This is a genomic window from Micrococcoides hystricis (assembly GCF_042434215.1).
GTDB lineage: Bacteria > Actinomycetota > Actinomycetes > Actinomycetales > Micrococcaceae > Micrococcoides > Micrococcoides hystricis.
The window spans coordinates 19333-38899 of record NZ_JBHLUB010000031.1 but is presented as its reverse complement, the minus strand read 5'-3'; the positions used below and the strand labels follow the sequence as shown (position 1 = coordinate 38899).

Here is a 19567-nt window from a genome sequence, read left to right as displayed (position 1 = left end):
CCTTACTCCTGTAAGCCCAGTGCGGTGGCGATTTCCACCACGTCAAACGGCACCTTGGTTGGCTCCACGGAGCTGCCGTCGGCATTACGCAGTGCCCAATCCGGGTCCTTCAGACCGTGACCGGTCACCGTGATGACCCAGGTCTTGCCCTCTGGCACATTGCCTGCGGCGTGGTGCTTGATCAGACCGGCGGCACCGGCGGCGGAGGCCGGTTCCACAAAGACGCCTTCCTTGGCGGAGAGCCAGCGGTGGGCCGCCAAGATCTCCTCATCCGTGACCGCGTCGATCAGGCCACCGGACTCGTCGCGGGCCGCTTCGGCCTGCTCCCAGGAGGCGGGGTTGCCAATGCGGATGGCGGTGGCGATGGTCTCCGGTTCGGTGATCGGGTGACCCTGCACCAGCGGGGAGGCACCTTCAGCCTGGAAGCCCCACATGATCGGGGTCTTGGTCGCCACGGCCTCGGAGACGGTGCCGGTGCGCGGGTTGGTGTACTGCTCGGTGTACTCCTTGTAACCCTTCCAGTACGCGGTGATGTTTCCGGCGTTGCCGACCGGCAGCAGGTGGTAGTCCGGGGCATCGCCGAGGAAGTCCACGACCTCGAACGCGCCGGTCTTCTGACCTTCAATACGGTTCGGGTTCACCGAGTTCACCAGGAACACCGGGTAGTTCTCGCTTAGTTTGCGGGCGACGTCGAGGCAGTTGTCGAAGTTGCCGTCGACCTGCATGATTTCCGCGCCGTGCGCCACGGCCTGGGAGAGCTTGCCCATGGAAATCTTGCCGTCCGGCACCAGCACCACACACTTGATTCCGGCCTGGGTCGCGTAGGCGGCAGCGGAGGCGGAGGTGTTACCGGTGGAGGCGCACACCACGGCCTGGGCACCGTCTTCAACGGCGGCGGTGATGGCCATGGTCATGCCGCGGTCTTTGAAGGAACCGGTCGGGTTCATGCCCTCGAACTTCAGGTAGACGGTACCGGAAACCAGCTCGGAGAGCTTCGGGGCGTGCACCAGCGGGGTGCCACCTTCACCGAGGGTGACGATCTTTGTTTCGTCCGTGACCGGCAACCGGTCAGCGTATTCGCGGACCACGCCGCGCCATTGGTGAGCCATTAGTTTCCTTCTACTCGCAGAACGGAGGTGATTTCTTTGACGACGGCCAACTCGCGGATCTTCTCCACGGTGGCAGCCAGATCGGCTTCGCGGCCGACGTGGGTGACAATCCGCAGCCACGCCTCGGCCTTGTCACCGTTGGCCTGCACGCCGGCAGCTTCGGCTTCGTCCATGGCGGTCTGACGCATCGCCTCAATGGAGACGTTGTTCTCCGCAAACAGGGAGGAGATCTGGGCCAGCACACCGGACTGATCGGCCACGCGCATGGTGACCGCGTAGGAGGTCTGGACATCATCCAGTGCCAGCGCGGGCAGCTCGTTGGCTTCTACCGGTGCGGTCAGGGCACCGGCGACCAGGGCGCGAGCGGTGGTCACCAAGTCGCCCATGACGGCCGAAGCGGTTGGGTTACCGCCGGCGCCTTGACCGTAGAACATCAGGTCGCCGGCGTTCTCGGCCTCCACGAAGACTGCGTTGTAGGCGCCGCGGACGGCGGCCAGCGGGTGGTCACGGGAAATCAGGGTTGGGTGCACGCGCATCGAGACGCCGGCATCGGACTTCGCCACGATGGCCAGCAGCTTGATGACTTGGTTCTCTTGGGCGGCGGCAGCAATGTCTGCTGCGGAGATCTTGGTGATGCCCTCGCAGTGCACCTCGTCGAAGGTGAAGTTGCCGTGGAAGGCTAGCGATGCCAAGATCGCGGCCTTGGCGGCGGCGTCGTGGCCTTCCACATCGGCGGTTGGATCGGCTTCGGCGTAGCCCAGGGCTTGGGCTTCGGCCAGCACGTCGTCGAAGGCCGCACCGGTGGTGTCCATCTTGTCCAGGATGAAGTTGGTGGTGCCGTTGACGATGCCCATCACCTTGGTGATGTTGTCTCCGCCAAGGGAGTCGGAAATCGGACGCAGGATCGGGATGGCCCCGGCGACGGCGGCCTCGTAGGCCAGCACGGTATTGTTCTCGGCAGCTAGGGCGTGCAGTTCTGCACCCTGCTGGGCGATCAGGGCCTTGTTACCGGTGATGACGGCGGCGCCGGAGCTCAGTGCGGTGCGGATGTACTCGCTGGCAGGGACGATCCCGCCGATCAGCTCAATCACCACATCGGCGTCGGTAATCAGCGCGTTGGCATCGGTGGTGAACAACTCGGCCGGCAGGTCAGCGTCACGCTGCGAGTCCAAGTTGCGCACGGCGATACCGGTCAGCGTCAGCTCAGCGCCGACGCGGCGGGTCAGCTCGGTGGTGTCTTCAAGAAGAATTCGAGCAACCTGAGCACCGACAGTTCCGGCACCGAGGAGGGCAACCTTCAGCTGCTTTACATCCGTCACGTTGTGTTAGTCTCCTGACTTTTCTTTTTTGGTGTTGGCCACCTGATCGAGGAAGCGGGTTTCGGCAAAACCGACGTCGCGTTGAAGCATCTCGTCTTCGGTCTCCGCCCGGACCATCAGTTCGGACCGGCCATCTTTGACCCCGACGACGGCCGGGCGCGTGAGGTAGTTGTAGTTTGAGGACAGCGAATGGCAGTAGGCCCCGGTGGCCGGTACCGCCAAGATGTCCCCGCGGGAGATGTCCGATGGCAAGTACACGTCACGAACCACGATGTCGCCGGACTCGCAGTGTTTGCCGACGACGCGGCACAGCACAGGTTCCGCGCTGGAGGCGCGCGAGGCCAGCACGGCGGTGTAGTCCGCGTCGTACAACACCGGCCGGGCGTTGTCGCTCATCCCTCCGTCTACTGAAACATATTTGCGGCTCACCGGCCCAACCGGTGAATCCACTGTGACGTCTTTAATCGTCCCGACGGTGTAGAGCGTCACCCCGGATGGACCGGCGATGGCCCGGCCCGGCTCGATGGAGATCTGTGGCATGTCCAGCCCATGCTCCAAGCAGGCGGCGACGATGTTCTCCGCCAGGTGCTCGGCGATCGCAGCGATGTCACGGGGTTTGTCGGCCTCGGTGTAGGCGATGCCGTAGCCGCCGCCGAGGTCTAGTTCGGGCAGGGCCTTGCCGTAGTCGTTCTTGATCTTGGCCAAAAAGCCGATGAGTTTCTTCGCTGCCTCGGCGAATCCTTCGGCCGCAAAGATCTGTGATCCGATGTGCGCGTGGACACCGACCAGTTCCATGTTCCCCGAGGACAGTGCATAGGCGGCGGCTTGTTCGGCCATCGACGGGCCGTTCGGGTCATCCTGCGGTGCGGCCATGGACAGACCGAACTTCTGGTCCTCATGGGCAGTGGCAATAAAGTCGTGGGTTTCGGCGTGCACGCCCGGTGTCAAGCGCAGCATGACGGCCGGACGGTACAGCGTGGTGCCCCGGTCCGAGAGCTGCCGGGCCACCCGGTCGATGCGCTCCAACTCGGCCATCGAGTCGGCGATGATCCGTCCCACACCGGCGGTCATCGCCCGGCGCAGTTCTTCATCGGACTTGTTGTTGCCGTGCAGACCAATGTTCTCGGCAGGCACCCCGGCCGCCAGCGCGATGGCTAATTCCCCGCCGGAGGCGGTGTCAAGGTTCAGGCCCTCTTCGTGGACCCAGCGGGCAATCTTGGTGCACAAGAACGCCTTGCCGGCATAGAACACGTCCACCGGACGGCCACCGGGTTCTAGGCGCTTCAACTCGGAGGTTTCTTGGGCCCGCATCACGGCACGGTTGAAGACCGAACGGAACGTGGCGGCGCGGGTGCGGACCTCGTCCTCGGAGTAGACGTACAGTGCGGTGCCGTATTTTTCGGCCAAGGCGCGCACCGGCAGGCCGCCGAGGGTGAGCTCGCCGGAATCATCACGGGCCGCATCGGCCGGGAAAATCAGGGGATTCAGCGCATTGAGGTCCTCCGGAACGCTCAACCATTCTGGAGCCAGTGGAGAGGCGGTAGTCATGACTTCTTCCCTACTTCGTCAATTTCGCGTACGTCGTTACGTATGGAGCCCACGCAGCTTACATCCGCTCCGGTGCGTTCACACCGAGCATTGCCAAACCGTTAGCAAGCACCTGGCTGGTGGCCTCGTTCAACCACAACCGGCTGTGGTGAGTGATGGTGAGTTCCTCCTCAGCGCGTGGAGTGATGCGGCAGGCACCGTACCAGGAGTGGTAGGCGGCTGCGAGCTCTTCGATGTAGCGGGCGATCCGGTGTGGTTCCATCGACTCGGCGGCCATCCCCACAACCTGCGGGAAGCGGGCCAGCGTGGCGATGAGTTCTTCTTCGGCCGGGTGGTTCAGGCTGGCCGCATCGAAGCTGTCCATGCTGACACCGGCCGCTTCGGCATTACGGGCCGCTTGCCGGGAGCGAGCGTGCGCGTATTGGACGTAGAACACCGGGTTGTCATTGGTGTTTGACTTCAGCAACTCGGGGTCAATCGAGATCGGCGAGTCGGCCGGGTAGCGGGCCAACGAGTAGCGCAAGGCGTCTGCCCCGAGCCACTGAATCAAGTCTTTCAGCTCGATGATGTTCCCGGCACGTTTGGACAGTTTTGCCCCGTCCACGGAAATCAGCTGACCGATCAGCACCTCGATGTTGGCGTCCATGTCATCACCGGCGCAGGCGGCGATGGCGCGCAACCGGTTCACGTAACCGTGGTGGTCGGCACCCAGTAAGTAGACCTTGCGTTCGAAACCGCGGTCCTTCTTGGACAGGTAGTAGGCGGCATCGGCGGCAAAGTAGGTCGGTTCACCGTTGGAACGGATCAGGACCCGGTCCTTGTCGTCGCCGAAGTCGGTGGTGCGCAGCCACACCGCACCTTCTTCTTCGAAGATGTGGCCTTCTTCGCGCAGGCGCTTGATCGCGTCTTCGACCGCGCCGGCCGAGTGCAGGTCGGATTCGGAGAACCACACATCAAAGTGCACGTCGAAAGCTTCCAACGTGTCACGGATGTCTTTGAGCTGCAGCAGGTAGCCCTCGCTACGCAGAACCGGGATCGCGGCTTCCTCGGTCAGGTTGCGCACATCCGGGTGGTCTTTGAGGATCTGCTCCCCCAGCTCCTTGATATACGCGCCCGGGTAGCCGCCTTCTTGGACCGGCAAATCGTGCATCTGGTTATAGATGGACTGGGCGAAGACGTTCATCTGCGAACCGGCGTCGTTGATGTAGTACTCGCGCACCACATCCGCGCCGGAGGCCTTCATCACCCGGCCGATGGCGTCCCCCAACGCGGCCCAGCGGGTGTGACCGATGTGCAGCGGCCCGGTCGGGTTGGCTGAGACGAACTCGAGGTTGACCCGCTGGCCCGCCAACTGCTGGTTCCGCCCATAGCTTGCACCAGCTTCAACGATGGTGCGCACCAGCTCGGCGGCCGCAGCCGTATCGAGGGTGAAGTTAATAAAACCGGGACCGGCAATATCCATCCCGGCAATCCCCGGGGTGCCTTGCAGCTGGGCAACCAGCAATGCGGCAAAGTCTCGCGGTGACATCCCGGCTCGTTTACCCAATTGCATGGCGATGTTGGTAGCCCAATCGCCGTGGTCACGATTCTTTGGTCGTTCCACACGGACGGTCTCCGGCAGTTCAACATCAATCTTGCCGTCTGCCGCCAACTGTTTCAGGGCGGCATGAATCACGAGGGAGAGTTCTTCAGGAGTCACTGTTCCATTCTAGCGACAGAAAACGCTTTCTAAGAATTGCGCAAACCGGCTTCAGTGCTGATAAGCTTTTCTCCGTTGCCCTCGTAGCTCAGTGGATAGAGCGTCCGCCTCCGGAGCGGAAGGTCGTAGGTTCGAATCCTGTCGAGGGCACTCTTTCTTTTAACGCTTCGTTACCGCCCAGCAACCTTTTTAGCGATTCAGATTGGGCACATTCTTGCCCGGTCGATACGCCGAAACCGAGCGGTGCGGAAGATAGTACCGCCACGGGTAGGCCACCGGGTCTCCCCCGGCACCGGATACCCCGACGCGGCCACTGGCCAGGTATTCTTCCGCGTGCGCTGGCAACTCAAGATGCATCCCGGCTGAAGCAAGATCTAAGCCGGTGCTTGCGCCGTCTAATCCCAAGGCTTGGGCCAAATTGGCCGGACCCGAGGCGATCTTCTCGTTCCAGACCTCTTTGCGTCGTCGCGCCAACACCAACTCGTGGCCCTCAACGACTTCCCCGGCGCGCAACAGCAACGCTCCGGCGACACCGGGTTCATGGGCGACCAGATTAGTGCACCAGTGCATCCCATAGCTGAAATACACGTAGAGCCGGCCCGGAGGCCCGAACATCGGCTCGGTGCGCCGGGTCGGACCTCGGAAGGCATGTGAACCGGGATCTTGTTGCCCGCAGTACGCCTCGACCTCGGTCAACCGGACCGTCACAAGACCGTCCTCGCTCTGCCGACTGAGCCGGGCACCCAATAATTCCGGGCCCACCTGTAGCGGAGACCGGGACAGAAATTCTTCAAGCGCCTGATTCGTCACGCTCACAGCCTGCGCACCCAAATCTTGCTCGCGGCGCTGTGACCCAAGCTGAGCCCCTCGTCCCCGGCCCGCAGCTGGACCGTGTCCGCGAACGGCTCGGCCTCCCCCAGCTTCAGTTCACTGCCCACACCAATGCCTTTACCGGCCAAAAACTGGAGCAACTCCGGATTGTCATCGGAGATACGCTCGACGACGACGGCATCCCCGGCGGAAAACTCGTACAACAAGGCTGCTTCCGGCTGGGTGATGGTGCCGTCGGCCAGCGGGATGGGATCCCCGTGCGGGTCCCGCGTGGGGTGGCCCAAGAAGGCGTCCATGCGCTGGATCAGCACATCGGAGACCGCGTGCTCGAGGCTTTCTGCCTCTTCATGCACCTCGTCCCACTCATACCCCAACGTCTCGACCAGGAAGGTTTCAATCAACCGATGCCGGCGCACCATATCAATGGCGTGAATCCGGCCCTGCTCGGTGAGCGTCACCGGGGTATACGGGGCGTGGTTGACCAGACCTTCGGCGGCTAGTTTGCGCATGGCATCGGAAACCGAGGAAAGTTTGAGTCCCATCCGCTCCGCCAGCACCGAAACGGTGATCGGTTCATCCGACCACTCCTGCATTAACCACATCTCTTTGAGATAGTTCTGCGTGCTGGGGGTCAGCTTAGAAACAGACACATCAGTCCTCACTGCTCGGGCCGCGGGGCCGAAAAGACCGGCCTCACCAGCATAGCCCGAGCAGCAAGGACAGCGTGAGTAGGCGTGGCGCCGCAGTACTTACTGCAGCAGCGTACGGTCGGAGAGCTGACCGCCCTTGATCTTGCCGAACTCGTCCAGCAGATCCTGTGCACACATGCCGGACTTCTGTTCCGGGGAGACATCCAGAATGATCTGGCCTTCGTGCATCATGATCAGCCGGTTCCCCACTTCCAAGGCCTGGGCCATGTTGTGGGTGACCATCAAGGTGGTCAGCTTGTGCCGGTCAACGATCTCTTTCGTCAGCCGGGTCACCAGCTCCGCACGCTGCGGGTCCAGCGCTGCGGTGTGCTCATCGAGCAACAAGATTTTTGGTTCGGAGAAGGTTGCCATCAGCAGCGACAACGCCTGACGCTGACCACCTGAGAGCAACCCGACCTTGGCTTTGAGCCGGTTCTCCAGCCCCAACTCCAGGGAGGCCAGCTCCTCGCGGTAGCGCTTCCGCTTAGCCTCATTGACCGCCATGCCCAGCCCGCGGCTCATACCGCGGCGCTCGGCCAGTGACATGTTCTCTTCGATGGTCAGATTCGGCGCGGTGCCAGCCATCGGGTCCTGGAAGACCCGGCCCACAAATTGGGCGCGTTTATCGTCCCCCAGCTTGGAAACTTCCTTGCCGTCAATGTCGATGCTGCCCTGATCCTGCCGGATTTTTCCGGCGATGGCGTTCAGCACCGTGGATTTGCCCGCACCGTTGGAGCCAATGATGGTGACAAAGTCCCCGGCATCCAAGTGGAGGTTGATGTCCCGGAGCGCTTTACGCTCGTTGACGGTGTTCGGGAAGAAGGTCTGTGACACATTTTTCAGGGTCAACATTAGCGCTGTACCGCCTCTTCGGTCGTGCTTGCTGCGGACACATCGGCACCCTCTGCGGAGGCCGGATCATGCTCTAGTGGGACTGCCCCACCACCGGAACGTTTACGGTTGAGCTTCTTGAAGAGGTTCCACTTCGGCAGCAGCAGCGCGATCACCACCAGCACCGCGGAAATCAGCTTCATGTCGTTGACGTTCAAGCCCAAGCCCATCGCCCAAGAGATGAACAGGCGGTACAGGATGGCACCGACGATGACGCCCAAGGTCGCGAAGAAGATGGAGCGGGTGCCCAGGATCGCCTGACCCAAGATCACCGAGGCCAGACCGGCGACGATGATACCGATACCCATGGAGATATCGGCGCTGCCGTTGTACTGGGCAAAGATAGCCCCGGCCAGGCCGACCAGCGCGTTAGAGATCATCAGACCCAGGATCTTCATGTTGTCGGTGTTGACACCGAAGCTGCGGATCATGCCTTCGTTGTCACCGGTGGCTTGCAGCGCGGTACCGACGTTCGTCTTCAGGAAGTAATCCAGGATGAATTTGATGGCCAGCACCGTGATCGCCAAGATGCCGACGGAGATCCACCCGCCCATCAGGCGCGCATCCTCCAACGGGGTGAAGATGCTGTCCTCGCCCAACAGGGAGATATTGGAGCGTTGCATAATCCGCAAGTTGATCGACCACAAACCGATCATGGTGATGATACCGGCCAGCAGCCCATTGATGCCGCCCTTGGTATGCAACAGGCCGGTGATCAGACCGGCGAGGGAGCCGACGAAGAATGCCACGATCGTGCCGATCCACGGGTTGCCGCCATTGGCAATCCAAATCGCGGCGGTGCCGGCGCCGGTGGTGAAGGATCCGTCAACAGTCAGATCCGGAAAGTCTAGAATGCGGAAGGTGATGTATACGCCGAGTGCGACGATGGCGTAAATCAAACCAAGTTCGACCGCAGATGCCATGAGTTGAGCCTACATTTCTGATGGATAGTTTGGGCTGCTCACGTACCGGTGGTGGCCCAGAGGTCATCTAGGCCACCACCAGCGCGTGCCTTGTTCTTGCTTCAGCGCCGCGTTCGCCGCGCCGGTTGGGTTATGAGTGAGCCGACTGCTTAGAACTTCTCGTCAGCGCGGTCCAGCACGGAGGATGGAATCTCCACACCGAACTTCTCAGCTGCGCCTTCGTTCACGTATAGCTTCAGATCCTTCGGGGTTTCGACGGCCATCTCGGCTGGGTCGGCACCGTCCTTGAGAATCTTCACGGCCATGTCAGCGGTCTGCTTACCGAGGTCTTCGTAGTCCAGACCGATGGTGGCCAGCGCACCGTTCTTCACGGAGTCACCTTCAGCGGCGATCACCGGGATCTTCTTCTGCTCGGCAACACGAATCACCGAGCCCAAGGTGGAGACGACCACGTTGTCAGTTGGTACGTAGATCGCGTCCACGTCCAACGCCTGGGCTGCCTGCTGGACCTCGGAGGCCTGGGAGACAGCGCGCTCTTGGATCTCAACACCGAGCTCCTCGGCGGCTTCCTTGGCCATCTTCACCTGAATCTCGGAGTTGGACTCGCCGGAGGAGTAGACGATACCGATCTTCTTGGCATCAGGTTTGATCTCGGTGATCAACTTGATCTGATCGGCCACCGGGTTCATGTCGGAAGTACCGGTGACGTTCTTGCCCGGCGCATCGTTGGAGTCAACGAGGTTGGCACCTTCCGGGTCAGTCACCGCGGTGAACAGCACCGGCTTGTCGGTGATGGCCTTAGCGGCACCCAGCGCGGATGGGGTGGCAATAGCCAGTACCAGATCCTTGTCCTGGAAACCGCGGCTGATGGTGGCAACGGTGCCCTGATCAGCCTGCGCATTCTGTTCATCGATGTTGACGTTCAAGCCAGCTTCTTCCAAGCCATCCTTGAAACCCTTGGCAGCAGCATCCAGCGATGCGTGGGAGACGAACTGGGAGATACCAATCTCGTACGTCTTGTCGTCATCGCCACCGGCGCCATTGCCCTGGTCACCGCTGTTGCCGCCGCAGGCGGTCAGTGCCAAGGAGGCTGCGGCAAAGGTAGCTGCCAGCTTGACGGAGAAACGCTTGTTCATCGCGTTACCTTTCCTGTGTCAAGACCCATCCCCGAGCGATCTTTTGACCCCTCAACACGAGGACGAGCACTTTGTAGTTCTTGAACTAGGGCGAAACAACTGACCGAGATGGCCGCAACGATCGTTGTGAGCCGGTTCGGTTCTGCTTTAAGCGCCGATTACAAGTTGTCCACCATTCTAGGGGTGACCTGAGTCACTTACGCCGCAGCTTCCCTGTTCTAGCGGACAAATTGTTCTCCTGTGCGATTTTGTCTTAACAAACCTCATCGTAGGAATCGGTGCTGAAAACAATTCGTATGCTTCGCCGTGTTCCTATTCTCACAGTTTTATCTGCGTTTGGCAGTACTTGGGCTCTGGAGCCGCAGTGATTCCTTGGCCGCGTACACTAGAGGCTGATCCTTATGAGTGAGATTTCCTTTCCACCACAGCTTCCCGTCTCTGCCCGCCGCACCGAGATCATGGCTGCCATCGCGGCCAACCAAGTGGTCGTCATCGCCGGTGAAACCGGGTCGGGTAAGACCACCCAGATCCCCAAAATGTGTCTGGCGTTGGGCCTGGCGGACAAGGGTCTGATCGGACACACCCAGCCGCGCCGTTTAGCCGCGCGCACGGTGGCCGAACGCATCGCCGAAGAACTGGGCCAAGACCTCGGCGGCCAGGTCGGCTATCAGGTCCGCTTCACCGCGGAAACCAGCGCGGACACCAAGATCAAGCTCATGACCGACGGCATCCTGCTGGCGGAAATTCAGCACGATCCGCTGCTGAAGCGCTATTCCACCCTCATCATCGATGAGGCGCACGAGCGGTCCCTAAACATCGACTTTTTGCTCGGCTACCTCAAACGCATCCTGCCTCGACGTCCGGATCTGAAGATCATCATCACCTCCGCGACCATCGACCCGGAGCGCTTCGCCCGGCACTTCGCCGTGGACCCGGAGGATGAGAAAACCCAGCCGCCGATCATCGAAGTATCCGGGCGCACCTACCCGGTCGAGATCCGCTACCGGCCGCTGACCCAGCTGCGACCTGCCGATGATCCTTTTGATGACGCCGACGACGAGGAAGACGCCCGGGACCCGCTGGATGCGGTGGCCGATGCCGTCCTCGAGCTGGCCGATGAAGCCCCCGGGGACATGCTGATTTTCTTCTCCGGTGAACGCGAGATCCGCGACGCCGCCGACGCCCTGACGGCGCTCATCCCCAAGCACCGCAAGCTGGCCGGCACCGAGGTGCTGCCACTATACGCGCGGCTGTCCATGGCCGAACAAACCCGGGTCTTCCGCCCCACCGGTAAGCGCCGCATCGTGCTGGCCACCAACGTGGCCGAAACCTCTCTGACCGTGCCGGGCATCAAGTACGTCATCGACACCGGCACCGCCCGCATCTCCCGGTACTCGCACCGCACCAAGGTCCAGCGTCTGCCCATCGAACGTATCTCGCAGGCGTCCGCCCTGCAGCGCTCGGGCCGCTGTGGCCGCACCAGCGACGGCATCGCCATCCGGCTCTACTCCGAAGAGGACTTCCAGTCCCGGCCGGAGTTCACCGACCCGGAAATCCTGCGCACCAACTTGGCTTCTGTCATTTTATCGATGGCCGCCATCGGGGTTATCAAGACCCCCACTGAGATTTCCGACTTCCCGTTCGTGCAGCCACCAGATCCGCGCGCCATCAAAGACGGTGTCACACTGCTGACCGAGTTGGGTGCCTTGGCCACCGGGCGACGACGCGGCACCATCACCCGGTTGGGCCGCAAGCTCGCCCAACTCCCAGTAGATCCACGCCTAGGCCGGATGATTCTGGAAGCAGGCCGCCGCGGGGCCGCCAAAGAAGTCATGATCCTCGCCGCCGCTCTGACCATTCAGGACCCGCGCGAGCGGCCCACCGAAAAGGCAGCCCAGGCCGATGAACTCCACAAACGGTTCGTCGACGAGAACTCCGACTTCTCCGGGCTGCTGAACCTGTGGCGCTACCTGCGCACCACCCAAAACGAACTGTCGGGTAACCAATTCCGACGCCGCTGCCAACGCGAGTTCATCAACTACCTTCGCGTGCGCGAATGGCAGGACCTCTTCCAGCAGCTGCGCCAACTGGCCAAACCGCTGGGTATCAAGATCACCCCGGGCCCGGCAGACCCGGTGGGCCTGCATGAGCCCATCCACATCTCCCTGCTGTCCGGGCTGCTGACCAACCTCGGTGTCTACGACGAGCGTCGTCGCGAATACCAAGGTGCCCGCAACACCCGGTTCTCCGTTTTCCCCGGTTCGGCGCTGTTCAAGAAACGCCACGACTGGATCATGGCCGCAGAACTGGTGGAGACCTCCCGACTGTGGGCCCGCACCTGTGCCGCCATCGAACCCGAGTGGGTCGAGTCCCTCGCACCGGGTTTGCTCAAGCACAGCTACTCGGAACCACACTGGTCCGCGAGCGCCGGCTCCCTCATCGCCTACGAGAAGGTGACCCTCTTCGGGCTGCCCATCATCGCCGAACGCCGGGTGCTCTACGGCAAGATCGACCCCGAACTTTCCCGCGAGCTGTTCATCCGCCACGGGCTCGTCGACGGGGATTGGTGGACCCATCACAAGTTTTTCCACCGCAACCGACAACGCTTACAAGAGGTGGAACGGCTCCAAACCCGGCTACGCCGCCATGACCTGCTGGTCGATGACCAAACCCTGTTCGATTTCTATGCCGCCCGGCTCCCGGCCGACATCACCAACGAACGGGACTTCGACAAGTGGTGGAAAACCAAGCAGCGCCAAGACCCTACCCTACTGGACTTTGATCCGGACCAGCTGCTGGCCGCGGACAAGACCACCTTGGACACCAAGGCCTTCCCCACCACCTTCATCCACGGCAATCTCACGCTGAAGCTGGAGTATCGGTACAACCCGGTCGCAGAGCACACCGAGGCCGACGGGATCACCGTCATCGTGCCAATCCTGTTCTTGAACCAGCTGGACCCAGACCGGTTTACTTGGTTGGTGCCCGGCCTGCGGGAAGACCTGTTGACGGCCCTGATTCGTTCGTTGCCGAAACCGCTGCGCAAACAGTGCGTCCCGGCCCCGGATGTGGCCCGTTCCGTGCTGGCCGAATTGGAACGTGACTATGACCCGCTGACCGATAACCTGCTGGAGTCCGTCATCGCCATCCTGCGCCGCAACCGCGGTGTGGTCATCAAACCGGAAGACTTTGACACCGCTGCGCTACCGCCCTACCTGAAGATGGGCTTCAAGGTGGTGGATCGGCAAAGCCGCAACCGCCAGCGAGTCCTGGGCATGGGCGAGGACCTCGTCCTGTTACAAAACCAATTGGCCTCCGAAAACCAGGCCGCCATCGCTGCAGAACTGGGCACCACTGCCTCCGGTAGCGGGCAGTCCGAGGGCAAGAATGCTGCCGGCAAGCCCGCCCCAAGGGGCGCCCGTGGCCCGAAGCCCGGCGCTCTGACGCAGGCCCAGCCGCGCCAGAATCAGCCCGTCACACAGTTCCCCGACGTCGACTTCGGAGCCCAGCTCTCCCAGCAGGTTGCCGGTGAACAGGTCCGCGGTTTCCCCGGTCTGGCGCTGCATCCGGACGGCACCATCGTCCAGAGCATCTACCCGAACAAGCCGGCCCGCGATCACGGCCACCGTGCCGCCGTCCTGGCCCTGTTAGAGAAGCAGCTGCCGAACGTCCAGCGCTACCTGTTGGATCACCTGAAACCGGCGGAGAAACTCATCTTCACCCAGAATCCGCACGGCTCCGTTGCCGAGCTGGTGGCCGATTGCACCCGCGCAGCTACAGACCAGTTACTCACCGGCCTGCCGTTGACGAAAAAGGAATACGACGCCGCGTTCGAACACATCCGCGCCGAGTTGATTGAGACTGCGTTGCGGATCACCGAACTGGTCGCCAAGATTCTCACCCTAGCCAACAACGTGTCCAAGGATTTGAAGAAGAAAGCCACCTTGAGCCTGGTCAACCCGTTCCGGGATATGCGCAGCCAACTGGACTCGCTGATCTACCCGGGTTTCGTGGCGGCCACCGGCGCCGGCCAACTCAGCGAGCTGCCCCGCTACCTGCAGGGCATGCTGACCCGCATTGAGCGGCTCACCACCGTCGGCGCCGTCGGTCAAGACCAGCAAAATGCCGCCGAGGTGCACAAGCTCGAGGAAGCTTTGAGCGCCGCCACCGACCAATTGAGCGCCCGCGGGGTCAACCCGCAGGTGCTCGAGCCGGTGCGCTGGCTGCTCCAAGAGCTGCGCGTATCGCTGTTCGCGCAGCAACTAGGCACGGCCGTGTCGGTCTCGCCCAAACGGGTACGAGCACGGTTGCGGGAGCTCACCGACCAGGCCGGTGCCTAGGTCCGAAAGGTTTAGGCTTCCGGGACGAATTCGCCGAAGCCGGCGTCCCGTAGCCCGGCCCGGATCTTCTCCGCCGCCTCGTCCATCACCTGCGGATCCGGGTGGTTATCCACCCGGTCTAGATCAAAGTCGTGCAGGCTGTTGGACGGCCAGACGTGAATGTGGGTGTGCGGTACTTCAAAGCCGGCGATCATGACCCCGGCACGCGCGGCACCGAAGGCCTCGCGCTGGACCACGCCGATGCGCTGGGTGATCTTCATCAGATGCGCGACGGTCTCTTCGGGCAGGTCGGTCCAATAATCCACTTCCTCGCGCGGAACCACGAGCGTGTGACCCGGCGCCAGCGGGCCGATGGAAAGGAAGGCCACCGCGGTATCGTCCTTCCAGACGAACCGGCCCGGCAATTCTCCCTCGATGATCTTGGTAAACACCGTGCTCATAACTTAGTTCTCCTTCGTTTCAGGCGATTCAACGGCTTCCGCTTCTTCGGCTGGGTCTGCACCGGTAGCGGTGACTTCAGTGTCCTCGTCATGTTCCAAAATCTGGGTTTCGAGCGAGACAACGTCGTGAACCCGCGCTCCCGTTTCGACCTCCAGCTCCGGGTGCTGGGACCACTGACTGAACGATCCGGGATACAGGCTCAACGTCACGCCCGCGTGAGCGGCTGCAGCCACCAAGAACGCCGCGGTGACACCGGATCCGCAGTAGGCGGTGGTGGCTTGCCCGTACCGGTGCCCGCCGGATTCTAGAAGTTCGAGGATCACCTCATCGCTCACCAACCGGCCATCTTCTAACAGTGTGCTGGCCGGTAAGTTCCGTGCCCCCGGGATATGTCCGGCCCGCGGGTCCATCGGTTCATGGTCACCGGTGTAACGTTCAGCAGCCCGCGCATCCAACAGCAGGGGCTGATCTAAGACGTCTTCCATGGCGACGGCGGGCAGCCCGCCGAACACCGCCGTAGCGTCCCCGGGCTGCGGGATGACATCCCCGGCTTGGACATTCTGTCCGGCTTCCACCCATGCCTCGTAGCCGCCGTCCAAGATGTAGACCGGTTGGTGGCTGGCGTAACGTAGCAACCACCACGCCCGCGCGGCGGACAATCCGGCACTGTCGTCATAGACCACGACCGGTTCGGCGGCGCGCAGTCCCCACAGCTGCATGACCTTGGTGAAGTTCTCTTCGGTGGGCAGCGGGTGCCGGCCGGCGGTAGCCGGTCCCTGTCCGGCCAGCATCGTATCCAGATCCACGTAGACCGCCCCGGGCAAGTGTCCTTGGCTGTAACGCTCGTAGCCGTCGTCGGAGCCGAGGCGCCAGCGCACATCCAACAGGTGGACCGGGTGCTCGTCGGCGAGCAGTTCCTCCAATTCGGGCACCGAGATGAAGACCGGGGTCTGGGGAGCATTCATGAGGCCACGTTGTCCTTTCCTGCGGGAGGGTCCTGCGGGTTCTGCTTCCAGCCTAGCGGTTTGGTTACGATGGAGAGGTGAAGTGCGCGCAACATCCATACTTTTCTCAGCGTGCAGAGAGGACGTGTCAATGAGCGAGGCTTCGGGGGCCCAAGCCACCGCACCCAAGGGCCGTAACACCCGGCAGAAACGCATTGTTGAGCAGATGCTGACGGGCCGGGAGGACTTCGTTTCCGCCCAAGAGTTGCATCAGCTTATCGTCGATGCCGGCGAGTCCGTCTCATTGGCTACCGTCTACCGCATCCTGCAGGCCCAGCAACAGGACGGGCTGGTGGATGTGTTGCGCACCGCCGACGGCGAGGCCCTTTACCGCAAGTGCGCCGATCCTGGTCATCACCACCACTTGGTGTGCCGTCGCTGCGGCGCCGCCGAGGAGGTGCAGGCCCCTACCGTGGAGAAGTGGGCCGACCGTATCGCCGCCGAATACGGGTACACGGAGATTGAGCACACCATCGAGGTCTTCGGGCTGTGCCCGCGCTGCTCGGCGGCCGACTAACGCTTCATCCGCGCAGCCACCATCTCAGACACGTTCACCCTGTAGGGTCGCTGCGGCCAATGCGCCGTTGCGCAGCTGTCCGTCTTCGGCTCCGCCATTGCCGGGGCGTTGGCTGAGCTGGTGTTCGCGCCGGGTTCGACGCCCGCGCCCGATCACCAGACAGATCAGGTAGATGAGGAAGGAAATGGTGGTCACGTACGGGCTGACTGGCACCCGGCCGCCCAGGGACAGCAGCAGCCCACCGGTGGAGGCGAGCACCGCGAAAATAACGGAGAGACTGACAACCCCCACCGGGTTGGCTGTCACTTTCAGCGCGGCAGCCGCCGGCACCACCACTAGGGCCAACACCAGCAAGGCACCGACCACTTGAACAGACATGGCCACCGTGACACCCAGCAGTAGCATGAACACGATGGAGAGGGTGTTGGTCTTCACCCCGCGTGCTTGGGCCAGTTCGGGGTCCACGGAGGAAAACAGCAGCGGCCGCCACATCACCAGCAGGCTCACCACCACAACCACCGCGGCGATCACCAAGGCGGTGGATTGCAATTGGTCCACGGCTACCACTTGGCCGGTCAACAGACCGAACTTGTTGGCGGTCCGGCCCGGGTAGAGGGACAAGAACAGGATCCCGACGCCGAGGCCGAAGGGCATCAGCACGCCGGTCACCGCGGACGTGTCGCGGTCTCGCAGGCCCAGCCAGCCGATCAACATCGCCGAAGCAATGGCCCCCATGATGGAGCCCATCACCACGTCAAAACCAAAAAACAGGGCGATCGCAGCACCGGAGAAAGAGATCTCCGCGATGCCGTGGACCGCAAAAGCCATCCGGCGCAGCATCACGAAAACAGAAATGAACCCGCCCATGATCCCCAACGCCACCGAGGCGATCACCGAGTTGCTCACCAACGCCAGCAACTCGCCATAGTTTTCGAAGCTGAACGAGTCCACAATCGTGTCCCAGTTATTCATCGGGACAGACCCCAGCACGGTATTCAGGGTAGAAAACATTTACCGGCCCTGCCGTTCTGCACCGGTGGCTTCCAGCGTCGGGATGGCGCCCGTGCTGGTGCCCGGCAACGCCCCGACTGACTCATCATCGCAGCAGAAGTGGCCCTCGGCGTGGCTGGCGTACACCAGCACCCGCCCGTTGTGACGCAGCACTTCCACCGGGGCACCATAGAGTTCGGTCAGCGTTTCGCTGGTCATGATCTCATCGGGGGTACCCAACCGATACTGGCCTTGAGCAAAGTACAGCACCCGGTCCACGTAATCCAGCACCGGGTTAATCTCATGGGTGACAAATACGATGGCGGTGCCGTTTTCGGCGCGTTGCTGGTTCAGCAGCGCCGTCACGGCCTCCTGATGGTACAGGTCCAGTGAGTGCAGGGGTTCGTCGCAGAGCAGAACGGCAGGCTGATCGGCGATGGCCTGGGCTGCACGCAGTCGCTGCTGCTCCCCTCCGGAGAGCACCCCCACGGGCATGTCCGCGTATCCGGTGGCTCCGACGGCCTCCAGCAGATGATCGACTTTGGCTTGCAGGGCCTTATTTTTGCCGAAACGGAATCCGTACCGGTGCCCGTCCAGCCCCAAAGCAACCAGATCTCTGGCCCGCAACGGAGTGTTCGGGTCCATAGTGTGCCGCTGCGGGATATAACCGACGTCGGCCCGGGCCTTCTCGGCTGGCCGTCCGGCGAGGAAGGCTTCGCCCTCGTCGAGTTCGTACAAACCGAGCAACACCTTCAGCAGGGTAGATTTCCCGGAGCCGTTGGGGCCCAACACGGCGAGAAACTCGCCAGGTTGGATGCGCAGGTTCACGTCCTGCCACAAGGTTCGTCCGTTAAAGCCGATACCGGCCCCGCGCAATTCCAGCGCGGGACCAGTCTCAGTCTGGTGTGTGGTTGTCAACTGTGTGTGCACCTAGGGTTGGTCGGTTTGTGAGGTTTCCTGCGGTTTATTTTTTCAGCTGCGAGACGGTCTCAATGTTGGACTTCATCCACTCAATGTAGTCCTGGCCCTCGGGCAGGTTCTCGGTGAAGTACAGCACCGGGATGTCGTTCTCCTCCGCCACGGCGCGCAGGGTCTTGGTCTGGCTGGTTTCGGTTTGGGTGTTGTAGGCCAAGAACTTCACGCTCTTGGAGCTGAGCTGATCCTCTGCTTCCTTCAACAATACCGGGGGAAGGTCCTGATCGTGTTCGACGGCGGAGATGAACTGCGGGTCGGTCGCGTTATCGAAGCCGGCATCTTCCAGCAGGTATTCCGCTACCGGTTCGGTCGTGAGGAATTCACCGCTGCCGTTGACGGCCTTCACCTCCTCGAACATGGTGGTCAGCTGGTTGCTCAACTCTTCGGCGTTGGCGGCGTAGCTGTCCTTGTTGTCCGGGTCCACCTTGCCGAATTCTTCACCCAGCTCGGTGACGAACTCTGCCATCAGGCCCAGGTCGTACCAGACGTGCTCGTTCTCGCCGTGCTCGTGGTCGTGGCCGCCATGATCGTCATGGGCATCCTCGCCATGTGCATCTTCGTCGTGGGTTTCGTCATCGTGGGCGTGATCATCGTGGGCGTGCTCGTCCTCGGCATGATCATTATGCGCATGATCGTCTTCGGCATGATCATCTTCGGCGTGATCGTCAGCGCCTTTATCAGCGTCTTCATCACCATGGTCGTGGTCGTGATCATGGTCGTGGCTGCTCTCCCCCTTGAAGGCTTCGATGACTTTGTCTTCGTTGCCCAGGGCCTCGGTCAGCTGGTCGATGAAGGGGTCGTACCCGCCGCCGTTGGCCACAATCACGTCGGCCTTCTCCAAGGTCAGCTTGTCCTGCGGGCTGGCCTCGTAGGAGTGCGGATCCTGGGCTGCGCCGGTCACGATGGCGGTTGCCGAACCGTGTTCGCCAAGCACCCGCTCGGCCAAGTCCTGGTAGACATCAGTCGAGGCCACCACGGTCAACCCCTGCGTGCTCGTGTCATTCTCACCGCCGGAGTCTGCGTTCTGGGTGCAGCCGGTCAGGGCGAACGCGGCCGCGCCAGCTAGCAAACCAAAGCGGGCAATCGAAGAGGAGCGGGGTTTACGTGAAATCGACACGGTCGATGGACCTTTCAAGTGTGGGCTTAGCAGGCAAA

General features: G+C 62.1%; 15 protein-coding genes, 1 tRNA gene and 1 pseudogene. 3 read left to right on the top strand and 14 right to left on the bottom strand.

Features of this window, described 5'->3' with window-relative positions; translation table 11 throughout:
- Positions 1-2: 2 nt before the first annotated feature.
- The 4 genes from thrC to argS are packed head-to-tail and all read right to left on the bottom strand — an operon-like array spanning position 3 to position 5675.
- Positions 3-1109 carry a threonine synthase gene (thrC, locus tag ACFFFR_RS09330; RefSeq protein WP_377459839.1) on the bottom strand — a complete coding sequence of 369 codons (1107 nt, stop codon included), beginning with the start codon at positions 1107-1109 and terminating at the stop codon, positions 3-5.
- On the bottom strand, positions 1109-2428 hold the full coding sequence (locus ACFFFR_RS09325; protein WP_377459837.1) for a homoserine dehydrogenase: 1320 nt from the start codon (positions 2426-2428) through the stop codon (positions 1109-1111). The genes thrC and ACFFFR_RS09325 overlap by 1 nt, the downstream gene beginning before the upstream one ends.
- A 6-nt stretch (positions 2429-2434) precedes the next feature.
- Positions 2435-3976, bottom strand: coding sequence for a diaminopimelate decarboxylase (lysA, locus tag ACFFFR_RS09320; RefSeq protein ID WP_377459835.1), 1542 nt, complete (start codon positions 3974-3976; stop codon positions 2435-2437).
- A 58-nt stretch (positions 3977-4034) separates the two neighbouring features.
- Positions 4035-5675 carry an arginine--tRNA ligase gene (argS, locus tag ACFFFR_RS09315; protein ID WP_377459834.1) on the bottom strand — a complete coding sequence of 547 codons (1641 nt, stop codon included), beginning with the start codon at positions 5673-5675 and terminating at the stop codon, positions 4035-4037.
- A 77-nt stretch (positions 5676-5752) separates the two neighbouring features.
- Between argS and ACFFFR_RS09310 the strand changes: the two genes are divergently transcribed.
- A tRNA-Arg gene (locus tag ACFFFR_RS09310) sits at positions 5753-5825 on the top strand.
- 39 nt (positions 5826-5864) lie between these two features.
- On the opposite strand, the gene ACFFFR_RS09305 is transcribed toward ACFFFR_RS09310, so the two are convergent.
- The 5 genes from ACFFFR_RS09305 to ACFFFR_RS09285 form a co-directional block, all read right to left on the bottom strand.
- Positions 5865-6491 (bottom strand): DNA-3-methyladenine glycosylase, encoded by a 627-nt coding sequence (locus tag ACFFFR_RS09305; protein WP_377459832.1) that lies wholly within the window; start codon positions 6489-6491, stop codon positions 5865-5867.
- Complete coding sequence (locus ACFFFR_RS09300; RefSeq protein WP_377459831.1) at positions 6488-7156, bottom strand: metal-dependent transcriptional regulator; 669 nt, start codon at positions 7154-7156, stop codon at positions 6488-6490. The genes ACFFFR_RS09305 and ACFFFR_RS09300 overlap by 4 nt, the downstream gene beginning before the upstream one ends.
- A gap of 99 nt (positions 7157-7255) precedes the next feature.
- The gene (locus tag ACFFFR_RS09295; protein WP_377459829.1) at positions 7256-8047 is read right to left on the bottom strand and encodes an ABC transporter ATP-binding protein; all 792 of its coding nucleotides are present in this window, start codon (positions 8045-8047) and stop codon (positions 7256-7258) included.
- A complete protein-coding gene (locus ACFFFR_RS09290) occupies positions 8047-9009 on the bottom strand; it encodes an ABC transporter permease (RefSeq protein ID WP_377459827.1) in 963 nt (320 codons plus the stop codon). The genes ACFFFR_RS09295 and ACFFFR_RS09290 overlap by 1 nt, the downstream gene beginning before the upstream one ends.
- A gap of 149 nt (positions 9010-9158) precedes the next feature.
- Entirely contained in the window at positions 9159-10145 is a 987-nt protein-coding gene (locus tag ACFFFR_RS09285; protein WP_377459826.1) for an ABC transporter substrate-binding protein, read from the bottom strand.
- A 401-nt stretch (positions 10146-10546) separates the two neighbouring features.
- Here ACFFFR_RS09285 and hrpA point away from each other — a divergent pair, with 401 nt between their 5' ends.
- Complete coding sequence (hrpA, locus tag ACFFFR_RS09280; RefSeq protein WP_377459825.1) at positions 10547-14485, top strand: ATP-dependent RNA helicase HrpA; 3939 nt, start codon at positions 10547-10549, stop codon at positions 14483-14485.
- 11 nt (positions 14486-14496) lie between these two features.
- Here the strand turns inward: hrpA and ACFFFR_RS09275 are convergent, their stop codons facing one another.
- Positions 14497-14925: an HIT family protein gene (locus tag ACFFFR_RS09275; protein ID WP_377459823.1), complete on the bottom strand. Its 429-nt coding sequence runs from the start codon at positions 14923-14925 to the stop codon at positions 14497-14499.
- Between the two features lie 3 nt (positions 14926-14928).
- Complete coding sequence (locus tag ACFFFR_RS09270) at positions 14929-15891, bottom strand: sulfurtransferase (protein ID WP_377459821.1); 963 nt, start codon at positions 15889-15891, stop codon at positions 14929-14931.
- A gap of 130 nt (positions 15892-16021) precedes the next feature.
- Between ACFFFR_RS09270 and ACFFFR_RS09265 the strand changes: the two genes are divergently transcribed.
- Positions 16022-16447: a Fur family transcriptional regulator gene (locus ACFFFR_RS09265; protein ID WP_377459820.1), complete on the top strand. Its 426-nt coding sequence runs from the start codon at positions 16022-16024 to the stop codon at positions 16445-16447.
- 24 nt (positions 16448-16471) lie between these two features.
- On the opposite strand, the gene ACFFFR_RS09260 is transcribed toward ACFFFR_RS09265, so the two are convergent.
- The 3 genes and pseudogenes from ACFFFR_RS09260 to ACFFFR_RS09250 all read right to left on the bottom strand — a co-directional run bounded on the left by ACFFFR_RS09260 (position 16472) and on the right by ACFFFR_RS09250 (position 19529).
- Positions 16472-17419, bottom strand: a complete 948-nt coding sequence (locus tag ACFFFR_RS09260) for a metal ABC transporter permease (RefSeq protein ID WP_377460170.1) — start codon at positions 17417-17419, stop codon at positions 16472-16474.
- Positions 17420-17458: 39 nt separating this feature from the next.
- Positions 17459-18262, bottom strand: a pseudogene (locus ACFFFR_RS09255) (metal ABC transporter ATP-binding protein); the annotation flags it as partial.
- A gap of 139 nt (positions 18263-18401) precedes the next feature.
- The gene (locus tag ACFFFR_RS09250) at positions 18402-19529 is read right to left on the bottom strand and encodes a metal ABC transporter substrate-binding protein (protein ID WP_377459816.1); all 1128 of its coding nucleotides are present in this window, start codon (positions 19527-19529) and stop codon (positions 18402-18404) included.
- Positions 19530-19567: the final 38 nt, after the last annotated feature.